We start from the raw sequence: 14,785 nt of genomic DNA, 5'->3' as shown, positions 1-14,785 counted from the left end.
TTGGCGTCGCATCGCAAAGCCCGTAAACCGCTGAGCCTCGCCCTGGCGGCACCGGGCACCCGCTCGGTCATAGGTCTGACCTCGGCCGCGCTCGCCACCGTCACCCTGCTGAGCGAGACCGCGTCGGCCGCACCCGCGCAGCCCTCAGCGCAGCCGTCGATCGCGGACGTCCAGGCGCAGGTCGACCAGCTCAACCACGACGCCGAGGTCGCCACCATGAAGTACGACCAGGCGCAGCAGAACACCGAAGCGGCGCGCAAGAAGGCGGACGCGCTGATGGACCAGCTCGCCAGCGGGGCCCAGCAGCTCAACACCACCCGGCGCACGCTGGGGCAGTACGCCGCCGCGCAGTACCGCACCGGCGGGCTGGGCAAGACCGCGCAGTTCTTCCTGGCCACCGATCCGCAGCAGTACTTCGACCAGTCGCACCTGTTGAACCGGGCCTCCGGCAAGGAGCAGCAACTGCTGGCGGAATACGAGACCCAGCAGGCGAAGGCCGCCAGTCAGCGCAGTACCGCGGCCAAGAGCCTCCAGTCGCTCACCGAGGCGCAGCAGCAGCTGGCGGCCGACAAGGCGACGGTCCAGAAGAAGCTCACCCAGGCGCAGAACCTGCTCAACAGCCTTACCGCGCAGCAGAAGGCGCGGTTGGCGGCGTTGCAGAAGCAGAAGGAGGAGCAGGCGCAGCAGGAGGCGGCGAAGCTGGCCGCCGAGCAGCGGCAGAAGGAGCAGCAGGGGTCCTCGCAGGGGGCCGGCGGCTCCAACTCCGGTTCCTCGTCATCGTCTTCGTACGCGGCCAAGGCCGCCAAGGCGATCGCGTTCGCCAAGGCGCAGCTGGGCAAGCCGTACGTGTGGGGGGCGACCGGCCCCAACTCCTACGACTGCTCCGGGCTCACCCAGGCCGCCTGGGCCGCCGCGGGGGTGACGCTGCCGCGCACCACGTGGGACCAGGTCAACGTCGGCCACCGCGTGGCGATTTCGGACCTCCAGCCGGGGGACCTGGTGTTCTACTACAGCGACATCAGCCATGTCGCGATGTACATCGGCAACGGGCAGATGATCCAGGCTCCGCATACGGGGGCGGTGGTCGATATCCAGCCGGTGACCGAAATGCCGATCTACGGGGCGACGCGCCCCGCGTAGTGAGACGGCAACCCCTCGGGGGCTCCGCCCCCGGGGGCCCCTTGGGGCTGCGCCTCCCAAAATCCCCTTACGTCCACAGGACCGCGATGAAGATGTTGGTGGCCGTTAGCGCGCCCACCGTGGCGAGGGCGGCCTTTTCGACCCGCTCCTCGTCGCGCTTGACGTAGACCAGGCCCAGGATCACCACCAGAAGCGCCAGCTTGATGCCGATCTTGATGGTGTTGATCTGCTCGTGCTGGGCCTGGCTGAGGCCCACCAGCACGATGCCGGTGGCGAGCATTGTCAGTGCGCCGTGCAGCATCGCAGGGACCATCCGGACCTCGCCGCTGCGCATCGCCTTCATCTGGGTGAGGAAGCCGCCGAGCAGCGCGGCGATGCCGATGATGTGCAGGCCGACGAAGAGGTGAATCAGCACGTTCATGGGCGTGAGCCTAATCTCGGCCATAGCACCCGCACTCACCCGGGTGCGCCGCATCCCCCGCATCGGTCGCCGCCACCGACGAAAGCACGTCGCCCACATAACGTGCCGGTCACGTTCGATCACCGCTTGATCGTTTGACGTCAGTCCCGATCCATGCCCCGCATCCGCGTAACCCCCGGGTCTAGCGTCCCTCAGCAGACCGAAGCGACCTCGCGGAGACGGAGAAGTACCCCCGTGGCCTCGCACCGAAAACCCAGGCGGCGCGCCCTCACCGGAGCCACCGCCCGTACCGCCGCCACATTCGTGATCGCGGGAGCGGGCGCCGCCAGCGCCCTGACCGACACCGGGCACGCGGCCCCCAAGCCCGCACCGGAGCACGTCAGTTCACAGGTGGACGCGCTCTTCCAGCAGGCCGAACAGGCCACCCAGAAGTACGACGCCGCCAAGGCGCTGGCCGACGCCGAGCGCGGCGAACTCAGCTCACTCCAGGACGAGTTGGCCCGCCGCACCCAGCAGATCAACCGGACCCGGGACCGCCTCGGTACGGTCGCCGCCGCCCAGTACCGCTCCGGCGACCCCGACCCGGCGATGCGGCTGCTCCTCTCCTCCCGGCCCGACCAATACCTGGAGCAGGCGGGCATGCTGCAACGGATTGGCCGTAGCCAGGCGGCCACCCTCGGCGGCCTGACCACCCAGGAGCGGCAGGCGCAGGCACTGCGCGACCAGGCGGCCCGCAAACTCAGCACGCTCCAGGCGACCGAGCATCAACTCGCCGCCAGCAAGCAGACGGTGGCCTCGGAACTCGACCACGCCCGCGACCTGCTCGGCCAACTTGCCCCGGGCCAGCCCGCGACGAGCCAATCCGCGACGGCTCCACCCGCCACGGCCCAGCCCCACTCCCCCACGCACTACGCCACCGCGCCCGAGGTGTCCCCACCCAACTCCCGGGCCGCGCAGGCGGTTTCCTTCGCGCGCGCGCAACTGGGCAAGCCGTACGTGTGGGGCGCGACCGGCCCCAACTCCTACGACTGCTCGGGCCTGACCCAGGCCGCCTGGTCCGCCGCCGGGGTCTCCCTGCCCCGGACCACGTACAGCCAGATCAACGCCGGTACGCACGTGCCACAGGGCCAACTCCAGCCGGGTGACTTGGTGTTCTTCTACTCCAGCGTCAGCCATGTCGGCATCTACATCGGCGGCGGCCAGATGATTCACGCTCCGCATCCCGGCGCCCCGGTCCGGATCTCCCCGATCTCCGAGATGCCGTTCGCCGGGGCTACTCGCCCCGGCTGAGGGGTCAGTCGCCCTGCCGGGCCGCGAAGGCTATGAACTCCGCCCACGCGGCGGCCGTGAAGGCCAGTTGGGGGCCGAACTTGTCCTTGGAGTCCCGGACGTGGACGGTGTCGGCGCCTTGGGGGCAGGCGGCGACCTCGACGCAGGCGCCGCCCTCCGAATCGCTGTAGCTGGATTTGCGCCAGGAGACGGCGACTTCGACGCAGTTGCCACCTTCAGTGCCGCTGTAGCTGGACTTGAACCACGCCCGTTCGTCGCTCATAGCTCCTCTGCCAACTTTCCGATGTAGCGCACCGATTCCTCGGGACTGAGCGCCTTCTGGAGGATCATGGCATGGCGTTGGGAGACGAGGCTCACCTGTTCAGGGGTCGCGTACAGCACACCCCTGGTCTGGCCTTCCTCGTAGGCGAGTTGCTCGTGCTCCGGTGTCTCCAAGAGGACATATGGCCCGTTCAGTCCAGGGTGGGCACCTCGATCGAATGGCATGACCTGGATCGTCACGTTGCGCCGCTTCGCGGCGGCCAGCAAATGCAGTAGCTGACGCTTGTGCGCCTCGCCGCTGTCAACGGGGTAGCGCACAGCCGCCTCGCCGATCACGAACGTGAACGCCTTGGTCTGCTTCTCCAGCAGGGACTGGCGTTCCAGCCGAGCAGCCACCCGCTCCTCAACCGTCTCGTCGTCCAGCGGCGGCCAGTGGGATTCAAGGAGCGCCCTGGCTGTCTCCTCGTTCTGGAGCAAACCCGGGATCAGCAGCGGCTCATAGGAACTGTGCGCGATCGCCTCGCTCTCGTATCGCATGAAATCCATGGAGAACCATGGGTACTTTTCCGGCTTCAAATACTCCTGCGCCGCGAGCAACAACCCCCGCGCCCCGCAGAGTTCGTCGGCCACCTCCAGGAGCCGGAGGCTCGGCCTCCGGCGACCCTGTTCCATCGACTTGACCGTCTCGTACTCGTACCCCGCCTTGTCCCCCAGGACCTCCCGGCTCACCCCCGCCCGCATGCGCCACAGCTTGACCTGGTTGCCGCAGTAGCGCCATGCCATCGGTGGCTGAGCCGCCGTCCCGTTGGTCACCGTCCCGCCTCCCCTGTCACGCGACGGGTACAGCAGCGCTCCGTACCCGCACCGTCACTCCAAACGCTATTCCCCGCGGAGCACGGTATGACCCGTGAACGACATTGAGCGGCGTTTTCCGCGCCATCCCCGGAGCGTGGGACGGGCCCGAACATGGCTGCGGGAGCAGGCCAGTTCGTGGCGGGTTCCGGACGAGACCATGGAGACCGCCGTACTGCTACTGAGCGAGTTGATGACCAACGCCTGCCGCCACGGCCGGGTTTCGCCGGGGCGGCAGATCGGCGCGCGGTGCGCGCTACGGCAGGGTGCGCTGCGCGTGGAGGTGTCGGACGCCAGCAGTGAGTGGCCGAAACTGAAGCGCGCCACGGCGGAGGACGAGTGCGGCCGGGGCCTGGCACTGGTGGCCCTGCTGGCCAGGGCCTGGGACGTACAGCCTCGCCCGTACGGGATCGGCAAGACGGTGTGGTTCGAGCTTCCTGTGAACGAGCTTCCTGTGAAGCACCTGAAGCACCTGTAAGCGGGATTACCTACTCCTCGCCACTATCAACCTATAGCGCACTGGGGGCCTTGCGGCAAGGCCCCGGTCATGCCGCACAATCGCTGGCCTCGGCCGGAACCTGCGGAATTGGGAGCTTCGTGAACCCCTTGACCACCAGCGCGTTTGACCTTCCCGATCACCTCTCGCCCAAGGCCGACCCGGCGCTGATCGCCGATGACGAGCGGCACTTCGCGGCCATCGCGGAGAGCCTGGAGCAGGCGATCGCCGAGTTGTCCGACCGCCTCGACGCCGAACTCAGGGCACCCGGGGGCCTGGGCCGGGCGGCGATGGACCGGGACGCGGAGGTTCACCGGCTGACCGCTCGACTGCGCGCCCTGCGCCGCTTCGGTTTGGACCTGTGCCTCGGACGCATCGTCCGCGCGGACCGTCCCGAGCCCGTGTACGTCGGGCGACTTGGCCTCACCGACAGTGCGGGTCGTCGGCTGCTGCTCGACTGGCGCTCCCCCGCGGCCGAGCCGTTCTTCGCCGCGACGCACGCCAACCCGATGGGTTTGGCCAGCCGCCGCAGGTACCGCTGGACCCGCGGCCGGATCAGCGACTACTGGGACGAGGTGTTCACCGAGGACGGGTTCGAAGGGCACGCGGCGCTTGACGACCAGTCGGCTTTCATCGCCAGCCTGGGCGGCAACCGGTCGGCCCGGATGCGGGACGTACTGGGCACCATCCAGGCCGACCAGGACGCCATCATCCGCGCGGGTTCGCGTGGTGCTCTCGTCGTTGACGGCGGCCCGGGTACGGGGAAGACCGTCGTGGCTCTGCACCGCGCCGCGTACCTGCTCTACTCCGACCCGCGTCTTGGTCACCGTCGCGGCGGTGTGCTGTTCGTCGGTCCGCACCAGCCGTATCTGGCGTACGTCGCCGATGTCCTGCCCAGCCTCGGAGAGGAGGGGGTACAGACCTGCACCCTGCGGGACCTGGTGGCCGAGGGAGCCACGGCGGCGGTCGAGACCGATCCGGAGGTGGCCCGGCTGAAGTCGTCCGCGGACATGGTGAAGGCGATCGAGACGGCCGTCAGGTTCTATGAGGAGCCGCCCTCCGAGGGGATGACGGTATCGACCCACTGGTCCGACATCTGGCTGAGCGCCGACGATTGGGCAGCGGCGTTCGAAGCACCGGAACCAGGTACTCCGCACAACGAGGCGCGTGAGCAGATCTGGGATGAGCTGGTCGCGATCCTGATGGACAAGCACGACCATGGCGACGTCTCGCCCGACTTGTTCAGGAGGTCGCTGCTGCAGGACGAGGAGCTGGTCACGGCACTCAACCGGGCATGGCCGCTGCTCGAAGCGGCGGACCTGGTCTCAGACCTGTGGTCGGTACCCGCCTACTTGCGGATGTGCGCTCCCTGGCTCAGCCGCGACGAGCTTCGCAAGCTGCGGCGTGATGAGCCCCAGGTCTGGACGGTGTCCGATCTGCCGCTGCTGGACGCGGCACGGCAGCGGCTCGGCGACCCGCGGGCGGCACGACGCAAGCGTCGGCACGCCGCCGCCGTCACCGCCGAACGCGAGCGCATGGCAGGCGTCATAGACAACCTGCTCCAGGCCGATGACGACGGTGAGGGCGCGGTGACGATGCTGCGCGGACAGGACCTGCAGGACAGTCTGATCGACGAGACGGCCCTGCCCGGCGCCGATCAGGACCGGCTCGCCGGGCCGTTCGCGCACATCGTCGTGGACGAGGCGCAGGAACTGACCGACGCGCAGTGGCAGATGCTGCTGCTGCGCTGCCCGTCCCGGAGCTTCACCATCGTCGGGGACCGCGCCCAGGCCAGGCACGGGTTCACCGAGTCGTGGCGGGAGCGGCTTGAGCGGATCGGGTTCGACCAGATCAACGTGGCCTCCCTGAGCACCAACTACCGCACGCCGGAAGAGGTCATGGCGGAGGCCGAGCCGGTCATCCGGGCCGTGCTCCCGAACGCCAACGTGCCAACCTCCATCCGCCGCAGCGGCGTCCCCGTCGTCCACGGATCCATCTCCGACCTGGACTCCGTCCTCGGCACCTGGCTCGCCACGCACGCCGACGGTATCGCCTGCGTCATCGGTGACCCCTCGTTCCAGGCGACCTCCCGCGTCCGGTCGTTGCCCCCTGAGCTGTCGAAGGGGCTTGAGTTCGACCTGGTCGTGCTCGTCGACCCACAGGCGTTCGGCGAGGGCGTCGAAGGGGCGGTGGACCGCTATGTGGCGATGACCCGGGCGACCCGGCAACTCGTCGTCCTCACAAGCCGCTGACCCCGGCCAGGGCGCCCGGCGGCCACGGTCAGACCAGCCTGCGGGCCGTGGCCCAACGCGTCAGCTCGTGGCGGTTGGACAGTTGCAGCTTGCGCAGTACCGCCGAGACATGGGACTCAACCGTCTTGACGGAGATGAACAGTTGCTTGGCGATCTCCTTGTACGCGTAGCCACGGGCGATCAACCGCAGGACCTCGCGCTCGCGTTGGGTGAGGCGGTCCAGGTCCTCGTCGACCGGTGGGGCGTCGGAGGAGGCGAAGGCGTCCAGCACGAAACCGGCGAGCCGCGGGGAGAAGACGGCATCCCCGTCGGCCACCCGGAAGATGGAGTCGACCAGGTCGGGACCGGTGATCGTCTTGGTCACATAGCCGCGCGCACCGCCGCGGATGACGCCGATGACGTCCTCGGCCGCGTCGGAGACGGACAGCGCCAGGAACCGCACCGGCTGCGCGGCGTCGGCCATCAACGACGCGCAGCGGCGCAGCACCTCCACCCCGCCGCCGCCCGGCAGATGGACGTCCAGCAGTACGACATCGGGCCGGGTGGCGGTCACCACCGTCACCGCCTGGTCGACGTCGGCGGCCTCGCCGACCACGTCGACACCCGTGCGCCCGGTATCGCCGATCTCGGCCTGCACCCCGGTGCGGAACATCCTGTGGTCGTCGACGAGCACCACCCGTACCTGACGCGTCGCAGACGTCTGTTCGCTCATCCCGCCGACCTCTCCATCTCCAGTTCCACTTCGGTCCCCCCACCCGGTGCGGCACGCAGCCGTGCCTCGCCGCCGTTGCGCTTCATACGGCCGATGATCGACTCCCGCACGCCCATCCGGTCGTCCGGCACCTGGTCGATGTCGAAGCCGGGGCCGCGGTCCCGCACGGAGACGAAGACCCGGGCCTCCTCGACCTCCGCGTACACCTGAACCGCTTCGTCGCCACCGTACTTGGCCGCGTTGACCATCGCCTCACGCGCGGCCTGCATCAGGGCGCCGAGGTTGCCGTCCAACGGGCAGTCACCGACGCACACCACCTCGACCGGTACGCCGTGGTGGTCCTCGACCTCGGCCGCGGTGCGCCGCACCGCGTCGGCCAGCGTGGTCGGTTCGTCCTCCTTGCCGGTTCCCTCCGGCCGGTACAGCCAGGCGCGCAGTTCGCGCTCCTGGGCCCGGGCCAGCCGGGCCACCTCGCGGGAGTCGTCGGCGTGCCGCTGGATGAGGGTCAGGGTGTGCAGTACGGAGTCATGAACATGTGCGGCCACCTCGGCGCGCTCCTGTGCGCGGATGCGCATCATCCGCTCCGCCGACAGGTCCTGGGTCATCCGCACCACGTACGGCCCGGCGAGCAGCGCGATGCCGACCAGCACGGCGAGCGACGCCTGGAGCGCCGCGCCGAGGTCACGCGCGGAACTGCGCACCACCAGGAACCCGGTGACTCCCGCGGCGACCAGGATCACCCCGGCCGCGCCCCGGGCCACCGGCCAGAACCGCTTGCCCCGGCTCATCTCCACCCAGCGGGCCCGCCGGGCGTTGTCGGCCTGCCGCCACACCAGCGCCACACCCGCGCCGATCAGCACGACCGGCCAGATGTAGTGGTTGGCGGCGCCCGGGTTGAGGTTCTTCACCAGCACCCCGAAGCCCGCGATCACCGCGATCATCGCGAGGACCTGCCCCCGGTCGGGCTTGCGGCCGGAGGCCAGCCAGGCGCGCGGGCTCAGCGGCTGCCTCGCCGCTTGGTCGACCCCGCCCACGCCGAGCGGTACGACGAACCAGAAAGCCGCGTACAACGGAATGCCCAGGCCGCCGATGGTCACCAGCACGGCGAAGGCGATGCGCACCCAGGATGTCGGCAGCCCCAGGTGACCGGCGAGTCCGCGGGCCACACCGCCGATGATCCGGCCCTCCGAGCTGCGGTACAGCTTGGGCGGCGGATCGTCGTCGAAGTCGGCACGGGCGGACCCGGCGGGCGCGGACACGGCTGGCATGCCTCCGATGGTCACATGTCACGGCGGTGTCCGGCATCAGGGTTGCCCCCGAGGTCGTCCCTGACCTGGGCGTCCCTGAGCCGGGAATCAGGGTAGGACCAGGGGAGTCACGGATTCCGGCGAGCCGCGGGCAACCCGCACCATAGGAGGCATGACAGACGACGACCCGCGGGGTGACGAACGCGTCACGCTGGGGAAACAGCTGCGCAAGGGGCTGACCCGCAGCCGCCGCCAGAAGGTGATCGGCGGGGTGTGCGGCGGCCTCGGCCAGTTCTTCCGCATGGACCCGGTGATCTTCCGGGTGGTGCTCGCCGTACTCGCCCTGACCGGCGGCGTCGGTCTGATCGCGTACGGCATCGGCTGGCTGCTGATCCCGATGTGCGGCGAGGACGAGACCGAGCTGCACCGGCTGCTCTCCGGCCGGATCGAGGGCAGCGCGCTGACCGCGCTGCTGTTCACGCTGGTCGGCTCGGGGCTGTTCCTGTCCACCATGGACAACGGCAACAACCAGGCGTTCTCCATCTGCCTGGTGGTCGCGCTGGTCGGAGCGGTCTACTGGTCCCAGCAGCGGCGGGCGGCGCTGGCCCGGGCGGGGGCGGACGGTGAGGGCGGTGCGAGCGCCTCGGGCCAGGTGTCCGACGCGCCCCCGGCCGCGCAGCCGCCGCCCGCCGACACCCCGTCGTGGTGGCGGGAGCAGCGGGCCAACACAGCCGCCTCCACCGGGTATCTGTGGGGTCCGGACGACTCGTACGAGGGGCCGCCGTACGAGAAGTGGTCGTCGCCGGCCGCCACGCTCCGGGACTTCTGGGAGGCCCGCCACCCCCGGGATGCCGCCGATCACCGGCGGCGCGAGCGCTCGGGGTTCGGGCTGGGGACGTTCTGCCTGGCCGTGCTCGCGGCGAGTGCGGGCGTGGCGCTGTCCTGGCGGCACCACCCGCTGGGCACGGTCATGCAGGTGGGCCTGGTCAGCGCGCTCGGGGTGTTCGGGCTGTGCCTGGTGCTCGGCGCCTTCTGGGGGCACCGGGGGCGCGGCACGATCGTGTGGGCGGCGCTGAGCAGCGTGCTGCTGGTGGCCGCGGCCTCGCTGCCGAAGTCCGTGGGCACCGACTGGCACCGGGAGGACTGGCGCCCGACGACCACCGCGCAGCTACGGCCCGCGTACCAACTCGGGGCGGGCCAGGAGGTGTTGGACCTCACCGGCCTCAACCTCAAGGGAGGCACGGCCGGTACGACGGTGGACGTCGGCGCCGGGCAGCTTGAGGTGCGGGTGCCCGGGAACGCGACGGTCAACGTGCACGCCAAGGTCGGACTCGGCGACCTACGGCTGCCCGACGGGCCCGGTTCGCACCGGCTGGACATGCACCCGGGAATGGACCGTTCGGTGACGCTGGACCCGCCCGCGGGCACCAGGTCCGGTGGGACGATCACGCTCGACCTGAAGGTCGGCGTGGGAGAGGTGGTGGTGCTGCGTGGCAGCGGATCGTGAGCGGCGCTTCGAACCGGCGACGCTGTTGGCGGGCCTGTTGTTCCTGGCGATCGCGGCCGGGTTCGGGCTCGCGGCGGCCGGGGCCTGGCACCCCCGGCCCGTGCTGGCGCTGCCGGTGCTGGGCGTCGGCCTGGTGCTGACCGGGCTGGTCCGGGCGGTGACGCGGTCGGTCAGGCAGCGGTCGCGCGCTTCCGGCGCCGGGCGATGAGCGCGTCCAGCGACAGGTACGGCGCCCCGGCCAGCACCAGCGGCAACCACGCCATCAGATACGGCAGGTCGTTGCTGTAGTAGTACGGCGTGCTCGCCCAGCTCACCGTCAGCCACAGGCTCAGCGATATCAACGCCCCGCCCAGGGCGGCGAGTCGGCTCAGCAGGCCGACCAACGTGCCCAGGCCCACGGCGAGTTCGCCGAAGGCTATGACATGGCCGATCGTGTCCGGGTTCTTCAGCGCCAGGTCCACCAGCCTCGGCACCGCCGAGTTGTCGCGCACCGCGTGCAACGTGGCGACCAGCGAGCCCGGGGCGCTGGCGTTGGCGGAGAAGAACGCGGGGTCGGAGAGCTTGTTCAGCCCCGCGTAGACGAACGTCACGCCCAGGAAGACGCGCAGCGGCAGCAGCGCGTGGCGGGCCCAACCGGCCCGCCACCTCCCGTCGGACTCCAGCACCGTCGCATGCGCACCAGGCATCGTGTCTCCGCCTCTCCGCCGGTTTCCCCCATGAGTACGGGAGCTGGACGGCTCGCGCTCAATACTGCGCGGGTTTGCTCTGCGGACCTTCTGAACGGGCGTGCGGTGGGGCCTGGTACGCCTGGCCCGCGGCCTCAGCCGAGCAGTTCGGGTTCGCTGCGGGTGATCTGCTGGTACAGCGGCTGGTAGTTGATCCACGCCACCAGGTCGTTGCCGAGTTGTTCGCGGGTGCGCACCGCGTTCTCGTAGGAGATCGGCACCGGCTTGCCCGCGGCCTTCGCGGTGAGCTGCACCTGGCAGGAACGTTCCATCGTGATGAACCACCACGCGGCGGCGTCCACCGAGTCGCCCACGGTCAACAGCCCGTGGTTGCGCAGGATCACCGCCTTGTGCGGGCCGAGCGCCGTCGCGATCCGGCGGCCCTCCTCCTCGTCTACGACCACGCCGGTGTAGTCGTCGAACAGGGTGTGGTCCTCGAAGAACGCGCAGACGTCCTGGGTGATCGGCTCCAGCAGCTCACCGAGCGCGGACAGCGCCCGCCCGTAGGTGGAGTGGCTGTGCGCGGCGGCGATGACATCCGGGCGCGCCTTGTGCACCTGTGAATGGATCGCGAACGCGGCCTGGTTGACGTGGTGGCGGCCCTCCACCACCTGGCCGGAGTGGTTGACCAGGATCAGGTCGCTGACCGTGATGTGCTTGAAGGACATCCCGAACGGGTTGACCCAGAAGTGGTCGGTGAACTCCGGGTCCCGAGCGGTGATGTGGCCCGCGACGCCCTCTTCGAACCCGAACCGCCCGAACAGGCGCAGGGCCGCGGCGAGCCGCTCTTTGCGATACGTGCGCTCGTCCTCGACGTTGTCGAACGTCGGCGGAAGCGCGAACTGGAGCTGGTCGGTGGGTATGGGCTGCGGCGGCGTCTTTTCGCTCATGGGGCGGAAGTTACCGCGAGGTACAGGGTAAGGCCAGGGGCCTACAGGGGATCGATCTCGGTGAGGTCGATGTCGATGGGGCGGCGGAAACCGGATGGCTCACCCAAGACCGGGCCGACGGCCAAGGGACGTGAGATCGATGTCAAGGGCGAACGGGCTCTGCAACCGCAGTTTGTCGTGGTAGATGCCAGCGGGGATGTAGGAGCCGGTGGACGGGTCGAGCTCGTAGACGTAGACGATCGGCCGACCGCCATCGTTCTCCACCCGCCAGAAGTGGCGGATTCCCGCTGCCGCATACTTGCGCGGCTTTGACTCGCGGTCGCGCTCTTCGGAATCCGGTGATACCACCTCGACGGCAACGACAACGTCGTCCGGGAGGTAGGCGGTCTTGTTGAGGCCTCCGGCCGCGTCAGCGCGGATGACAATGAGATCAGGCTCTGGGCGGTTCCGCCGCCCCAGCACGACGCTCATCTCACGACGAACGTCCAACCCGTCGGGCAGCTGACGCAACAGTTCGAACTCCAGCAGGCGCAGCATCAGTGTGTGGAAATTGGACTGCGCACTCACGAAAACGAGACTCCCGTCGATCAGCTCCGTGTGCGGGGGCAGGTTCGGAAGCCGATCGAGATCGTCCGAGGTATAGCCGCCCTCGGGTGGGCGCGGCCACTCGAAATCCGGATCGACGGTCATCAGTGCTCCCATGGGATGGAGTCTCGTCGTTACCGCCAGCCTACCGAGCAGGAACGACCGCGCCGCCACTCCAAAGCGTGAGCGGCGGCGCGGTCGTTGACTTGTTCGAGTGGGGGTGAGGTCACTCCCACTCGATGGTGCCCGGGGGCTTGCTGGTCACATCGAGGACGACGCGGTTGATGTCGCGGACCTCGTTGGTGATGCGGGTGGAGATCCGCGCCAGCACGTCGTAGGGCAGCCGGGACCAGTCGGCGGTCATCGCGTCCTCCGACGACACCGGGCGCAGGACCACCGGGTGGCCGTAGGTGCGGCCGTCGCCCTGGACGCCGACCGAGCGTACGTCGGCCAGCAGGACGACCGGGCACTGCCAGATCTCGCGGTCGAGACCGGCGGCGGTCAGCTCCTCACGGGCGATCGCGTCGGCCTCGCGCAGCAGGTCCAGACGGTCGCGGGTGACCTCGCCGATGATCCGGATGCCCAGGCCGGGGCCAGGGAACGGCTGGCGCCAGACGATCTCGGAGGGCAGGCCGAGCTCCTCGCCGACCTTGCGGACCTCGTCCTTGAACAGCTTGCGCAGCGGCTCGACCAGCCGGAACTGCAGGTCCTCCGGCAGACCGCCGACGTTGTGGTGCGACTTGATATTCGCGGTGCCGGTGCCGCCACCGGACTCCACCACGTCCGGGTAGAGCGTGCCCTGGACCAGGAACTCCACGGCCTCGCCGTGCGCGCCCGCGTCGGCGACGATCTCGGAGGCGGCCTGCTCGAAGACCCGGATGAACTCCCGGCCGATGATCTTCCGCTTCTCCTCCGGGTCGGTCTTCCCGGCGAGCGCGGCGAGGAACCGCTCCTGGGCGTCGACGACCTTGAGTTCGACGCCGGTGGCGGCCACGAAGTCCTTCTCGACCTGCTCGGCCTCGCCCTTGCGCAGCAGGCCGTGGTCGACGAAGACGCAGGTCAGCTGGGAGCCCACGGCCTTCTGCACCAGGGCGGCGGCGACCGCGGAGTCCACACCGCCGGACAGGCCGCAGATCACCCGCTTGTCGCCGACCTGCTCGCGGATCGCGACGATCTGCTCCTCCACGACGTTGTGCGTCGTCCAGGTGGGCTCCAGGCCCGCGCCGCGGTAGAGGAAGTGCTCCAGCACCTGCTGGCCGTGCGTGGAGTGCATGACCTCGGGGTGGTACTGGACGCCGTACAGCCTGCGCTCGTCGTCCTCGAAGGCGGCGACCGGAACGCCGTCGGTGGAGGCGGTGACGGTGAAGCCCTCCGGCGCGGCGGAGCAGGCGTCACCGTGCGACATCCACACCGACTGCTCGGCGGGCGTGCCCTCGAACAGGGTGGAGGTGGCTCCGTGCCGGTTGACGTGCAGCGGGGTGCGGCCGTACTCGCGGCGGCCGTTGTTGTCGACCGTGCCGCCGAGCGTGGTGGCCATCAGCTGGAAGCCGTAGCACATGCCGAAGACCGGGACGCCCGCCTCGAACAGGGCCCGGTCGATGGACGGCGCGCCCTCCTCGTACACCGACGACGGCCCACCGGAGAGGATGATCGCCTTCGGGTTCTTGGCGAGCATCTCGCTGACCGGCATGGTGCTCGGCACGATCTCGCTGTAGACCCGGGCCTCGCGGACCCGTCGGGCGATGAGCTGGGCGTACTGCGCCCCGAAGTCGACGACCAGGACGGTGTCGGTGGGAGCTGGGGTAGCTGATGCCACGGGCGGCCTTCCGGCGGTTGCTACAAGGGATCGATTCCCGATTCTACCGTTGCTACGAGAAACGCCTCCCGCTGTGGGTTGGGCGTCCGGGCGCGCGGCGGGCGGGGGCTCGTGCATAATGGCCGCCATGTTCAGCGCGCACGTCGTCTTTACCTATGGCACCGGCTGGTCCGGCTGCCATGGTCGTGCTGTCTGAACGAACCAGACATCAACTGGCGCCCCGGACCGGTCTCGGTCCGGGGCGCCAGTCGTTTCCGTACCGTTCCGGGACCGTCGGGGCAGTGACCCGAGAGGCATACGGATATGAGCACGAGCACGGCGGACACCGGTGCGGGCAGCACGGACGCGGCGGGGCTGATCAGCGGCGCGCGGGAGCGGATCGACGAGCTGGACCAGCGCATCCTCGGCCTGCTGGCCGAGCGGATCGCGGTGTCCGGGGAGATCCAGCGCGCGCGGATCGCCTCCGGCGGGCGGCGGGTGCATCTGTCGCGCGAGATGGAGGTCATCAACCGCTACAGCGGGGCGCTGGGCAAGCGGGGCGCTGGGCTGGCGATGACGGTACTTGAGCTGTGCCGGGGCAATCTTTGAGGG

Annotated in this window: 16 protein-coding genes; 7 read left to right on the top strand and 9 right to left on the bottom strand. The window is 69.7% G+C overall.

Annotated features, from left to right (window positions below; all coding sequences use genetic code 11):
• Entirely contained in the window at positions 1 to 1,140 is a 1,140-nt protein-coding gene (locus NON19_RS26840; RefSeq protein WP_255931682.1) for a C40 family peptidase, read from the top strand.
• Between the two features lie 67 nt (positions 1,141 to 1,207).
• On the opposite strand, the gene NON19_RS26835 is transcribed toward NON19_RS26840, so the two are convergent.
• The gene (locus tag NON19_RS26835) at positions 1,208 to 1,561 is read right to left on the bottom strand and encodes a hypothetical protein (RefSeq protein ID WP_255931681.1); all 354 of its coding nucleotides are present in this window, start codon (positions 1,559 to 1,561) and stop codon (positions 1,208 to 1,210) included.
• A 234-nt stretch (positions 1,562 to 1,795) separates the two neighbouring features.
• Here NON19_RS26835 and NON19_RS26830 point away from each other — a divergent pair, with 234 nt between their 5' ends.
• Entirely contained in the window at positions 1,796 to 2,851 is a 1,056-nt protein-coding gene (locus NON19_RS26830; RefSeq protein ID WP_255931680.1) for a C40 family peptidase, read from the top strand.
• A gap of 4 nt (positions 2,852 to 2,855) precedes the next feature.
• Here the strand turns inward: NON19_RS26830 and NON19_RS26825 are convergent, their stop codons facing one another.
• Both NON19_RS26825 and NON19_RS26820 read right to left on the bottom strand, forming a co-directional pair.
• On the bottom strand, positions 2,856 to 3,113 hold the full coding sequence (locus tag NON19_RS26825) for a DUF397 domain-containing protein (protein ID WP_255931679.1): 258 nt from the start codon (positions 3,111 to 3,113) through the stop codon (positions 2,856 to 2,858).
• Positions 3,110 to 3,895 carry a helix-turn-helix domain-containing protein gene (locus tag NON19_RS26820; RefSeq protein WP_255931716.1) on the bottom strand — a complete coding sequence of 262 codons (786 nt, stop codon included), beginning with the start codon at positions 3,893 to 3,895 and terminating at the stop codon, positions 3,110 to 3,112. The genes NON19_RS26825 and NON19_RS26820 overlap by 4 nt, the downstream gene beginning before the upstream one ends.
• A 124-nt stretch (positions 3,896 to 4,019) precedes the next feature.
• Here NON19_RS26820 and NON19_RS26815 point away from each other — a divergent pair, with 124 nt between their 5' ends.
• Entirely contained in the window at positions 4,020 to 4,442 is a 423-nt protein-coding gene (locus tag NON19_RS26815; RefSeq protein ID WP_308213738.1) for an ATP-binding protein, read from the top strand.
• Between the two features lie 119 nt (positions 4,443 to 4,561).
• The gene (gene helR / locus NON19_RS26810) at positions 4,562 to 6,712 is read left to right on the top strand and encodes an RNA polymerase recycling motor ATPase HelR (protein WP_255931678.1); all 2,151 of its coding nucleotides are present in this window, start codon (positions 4,562 to 4,564) and stop codon (positions 6,710 to 6,712) included.
• 28 nt (positions 6,713 to 6,740) lie between these two features.
• Here the strand turns inward: helR and NON19_RS26805 are convergent, their stop codons facing one another.
• Together NON19_RS26805 and NON19_RS26800 are read right to left on the bottom strand one after the other, a co-directional pair.
• Positions 6,741 to 7,424: a LuxR C-terminal-related transcriptional regulator gene (locus NON19_RS26805; RefSeq protein WP_255931677.1), complete on the bottom strand. Its 684-nt coding sequence runs from the start codon at positions 7,422 to 7,424 to the stop codon at positions 6,741 to 6,743.
• Complete coding sequence (locus tag NON19_RS26800) at positions 7,421 to 8,692, bottom strand: PspC domain-containing protein (RefSeq protein ID WP_255931676.1); 1,272 nt, start codon at positions 8,690 to 8,692, stop codon at positions 7,421 to 7,423. Before NON19_RS26800 ends, NON19_RS26805 begins: the two co-directional genes overlap by 4 nt.
• Before the next feature lie 151 nt (positions 8,693 to 8,843).
• Here NON19_RS26800 and NON19_RS26795 point away from each other — a divergent pair, with 151 nt between their 5' ends.
• Both NON19_RS26795 and NON19_RS26790 read left to right on the top strand, forming a co-directional pair.
• Positions 8,844 to 10,178: a PspC domain-containing protein gene (locus tag NON19_RS26795; RefSeq protein WP_255931675.1), complete on the top strand. Its 1,335-nt coding sequence runs from the start codon at positions 8,844 to 8,846 to the stop codon at positions 10,176 to 10,178.
• Positions 10,162 to 10,386: a hypothetical protein gene (locus NON19_RS26790; RefSeq protein ID WP_255931674.1), complete on the top strand. Its 225-nt coding sequence runs from the start codon at positions 10,162 to 10,164 to the stop codon at positions 10,384 to 10,386. The genes NON19_RS26795 and NON19_RS26790 overlap by 17 nt, the downstream gene beginning before the upstream one ends.
• Here NON19_RS26790 and NON19_RS26785 read toward each other — a convergent pair.
• From NON19_RS26785 to guaA, 4 genes are all read right to left on the bottom strand, one after another.
• Positions 10,349 to 10,864, bottom strand: a complete 516-nt coding sequence (locus NON19_RS26785) for a DoxX family protein (RefSeq protein WP_255931673.1) — start codon at positions 10,862 to 10,864, stop codon at positions 10,349 to 10,351. The two genes, NON19_RS26790 and NON19_RS26785, sit on opposite strands and share 38 nt — an antisense overlap.
• 134 nt (positions 10,865 to 10,998) lie before the next feature.
• The gene (locus NON19_RS26780; protein WP_255931672.1) at positions 10,999 to 11,793 is read right to left on the bottom strand and encodes a class II aldolase/adducin family protein; all 795 of its coding nucleotides are present in this window, start codon (positions 11,791 to 11,793) and stop codon (positions 10,999 to 11,001) included.
• Between the two features lie 99 nt (positions 11,794 to 11,892).
• On the bottom strand, positions 11,893 to 12,495 hold the full coding sequence (locus tag NON19_RS26775; RefSeq protein WP_255931671.1) for a Uma2 family endonuclease: 603 nt from the start codon (positions 12,493 to 12,495) through the stop codon (positions 11,893 to 11,895).
• Between the two features lie 109 nt (positions 12,496 to 12,604).
• Entirely contained in the window at positions 12,605 to 14,194 is a 1,590-nt protein-coding gene (gene guaA / locus NON19_RS26770) for a glutamine-hydrolyzing GMP synthase (protein ID WP_255931670.1), read from the bottom strand.
• A 303-nt stretch (positions 14,195 to 14,497) separates the two neighbouring features.
• Here guaA and NON19_RS26765 point away from each other — a divergent pair, with 303 nt between their 5' ends.
• The gene (locus tag NON19_RS26765) at positions 14,498 to 14,782 is read left to right on the top strand and encodes a chorismate mutase (protein ID WP_255931669.1); all 285 of its coding nucleotides are present in this window, start codon (positions 14,498 to 14,500) and stop codon (positions 14,780 to 14,782) included.
• Positions 14,783 to 14,785 lie beyond the last annotated feature (3 nt).

Source organism: Streptantibioticus rubrisoli, from assembly GCF_024436055.1.
GTDB lineage: Bacteria > Actinomycetota > Actinomycetes > Streptomycetales > Streptomycetaceae > Streptantibioticus_A > Streptantibioticus_A rubrisoli.
The sequence above is the reverse complement of the archived record's forward strand: the minus strand, read 5'-3'. Positions and strand labels throughout refer to the sequence as shown.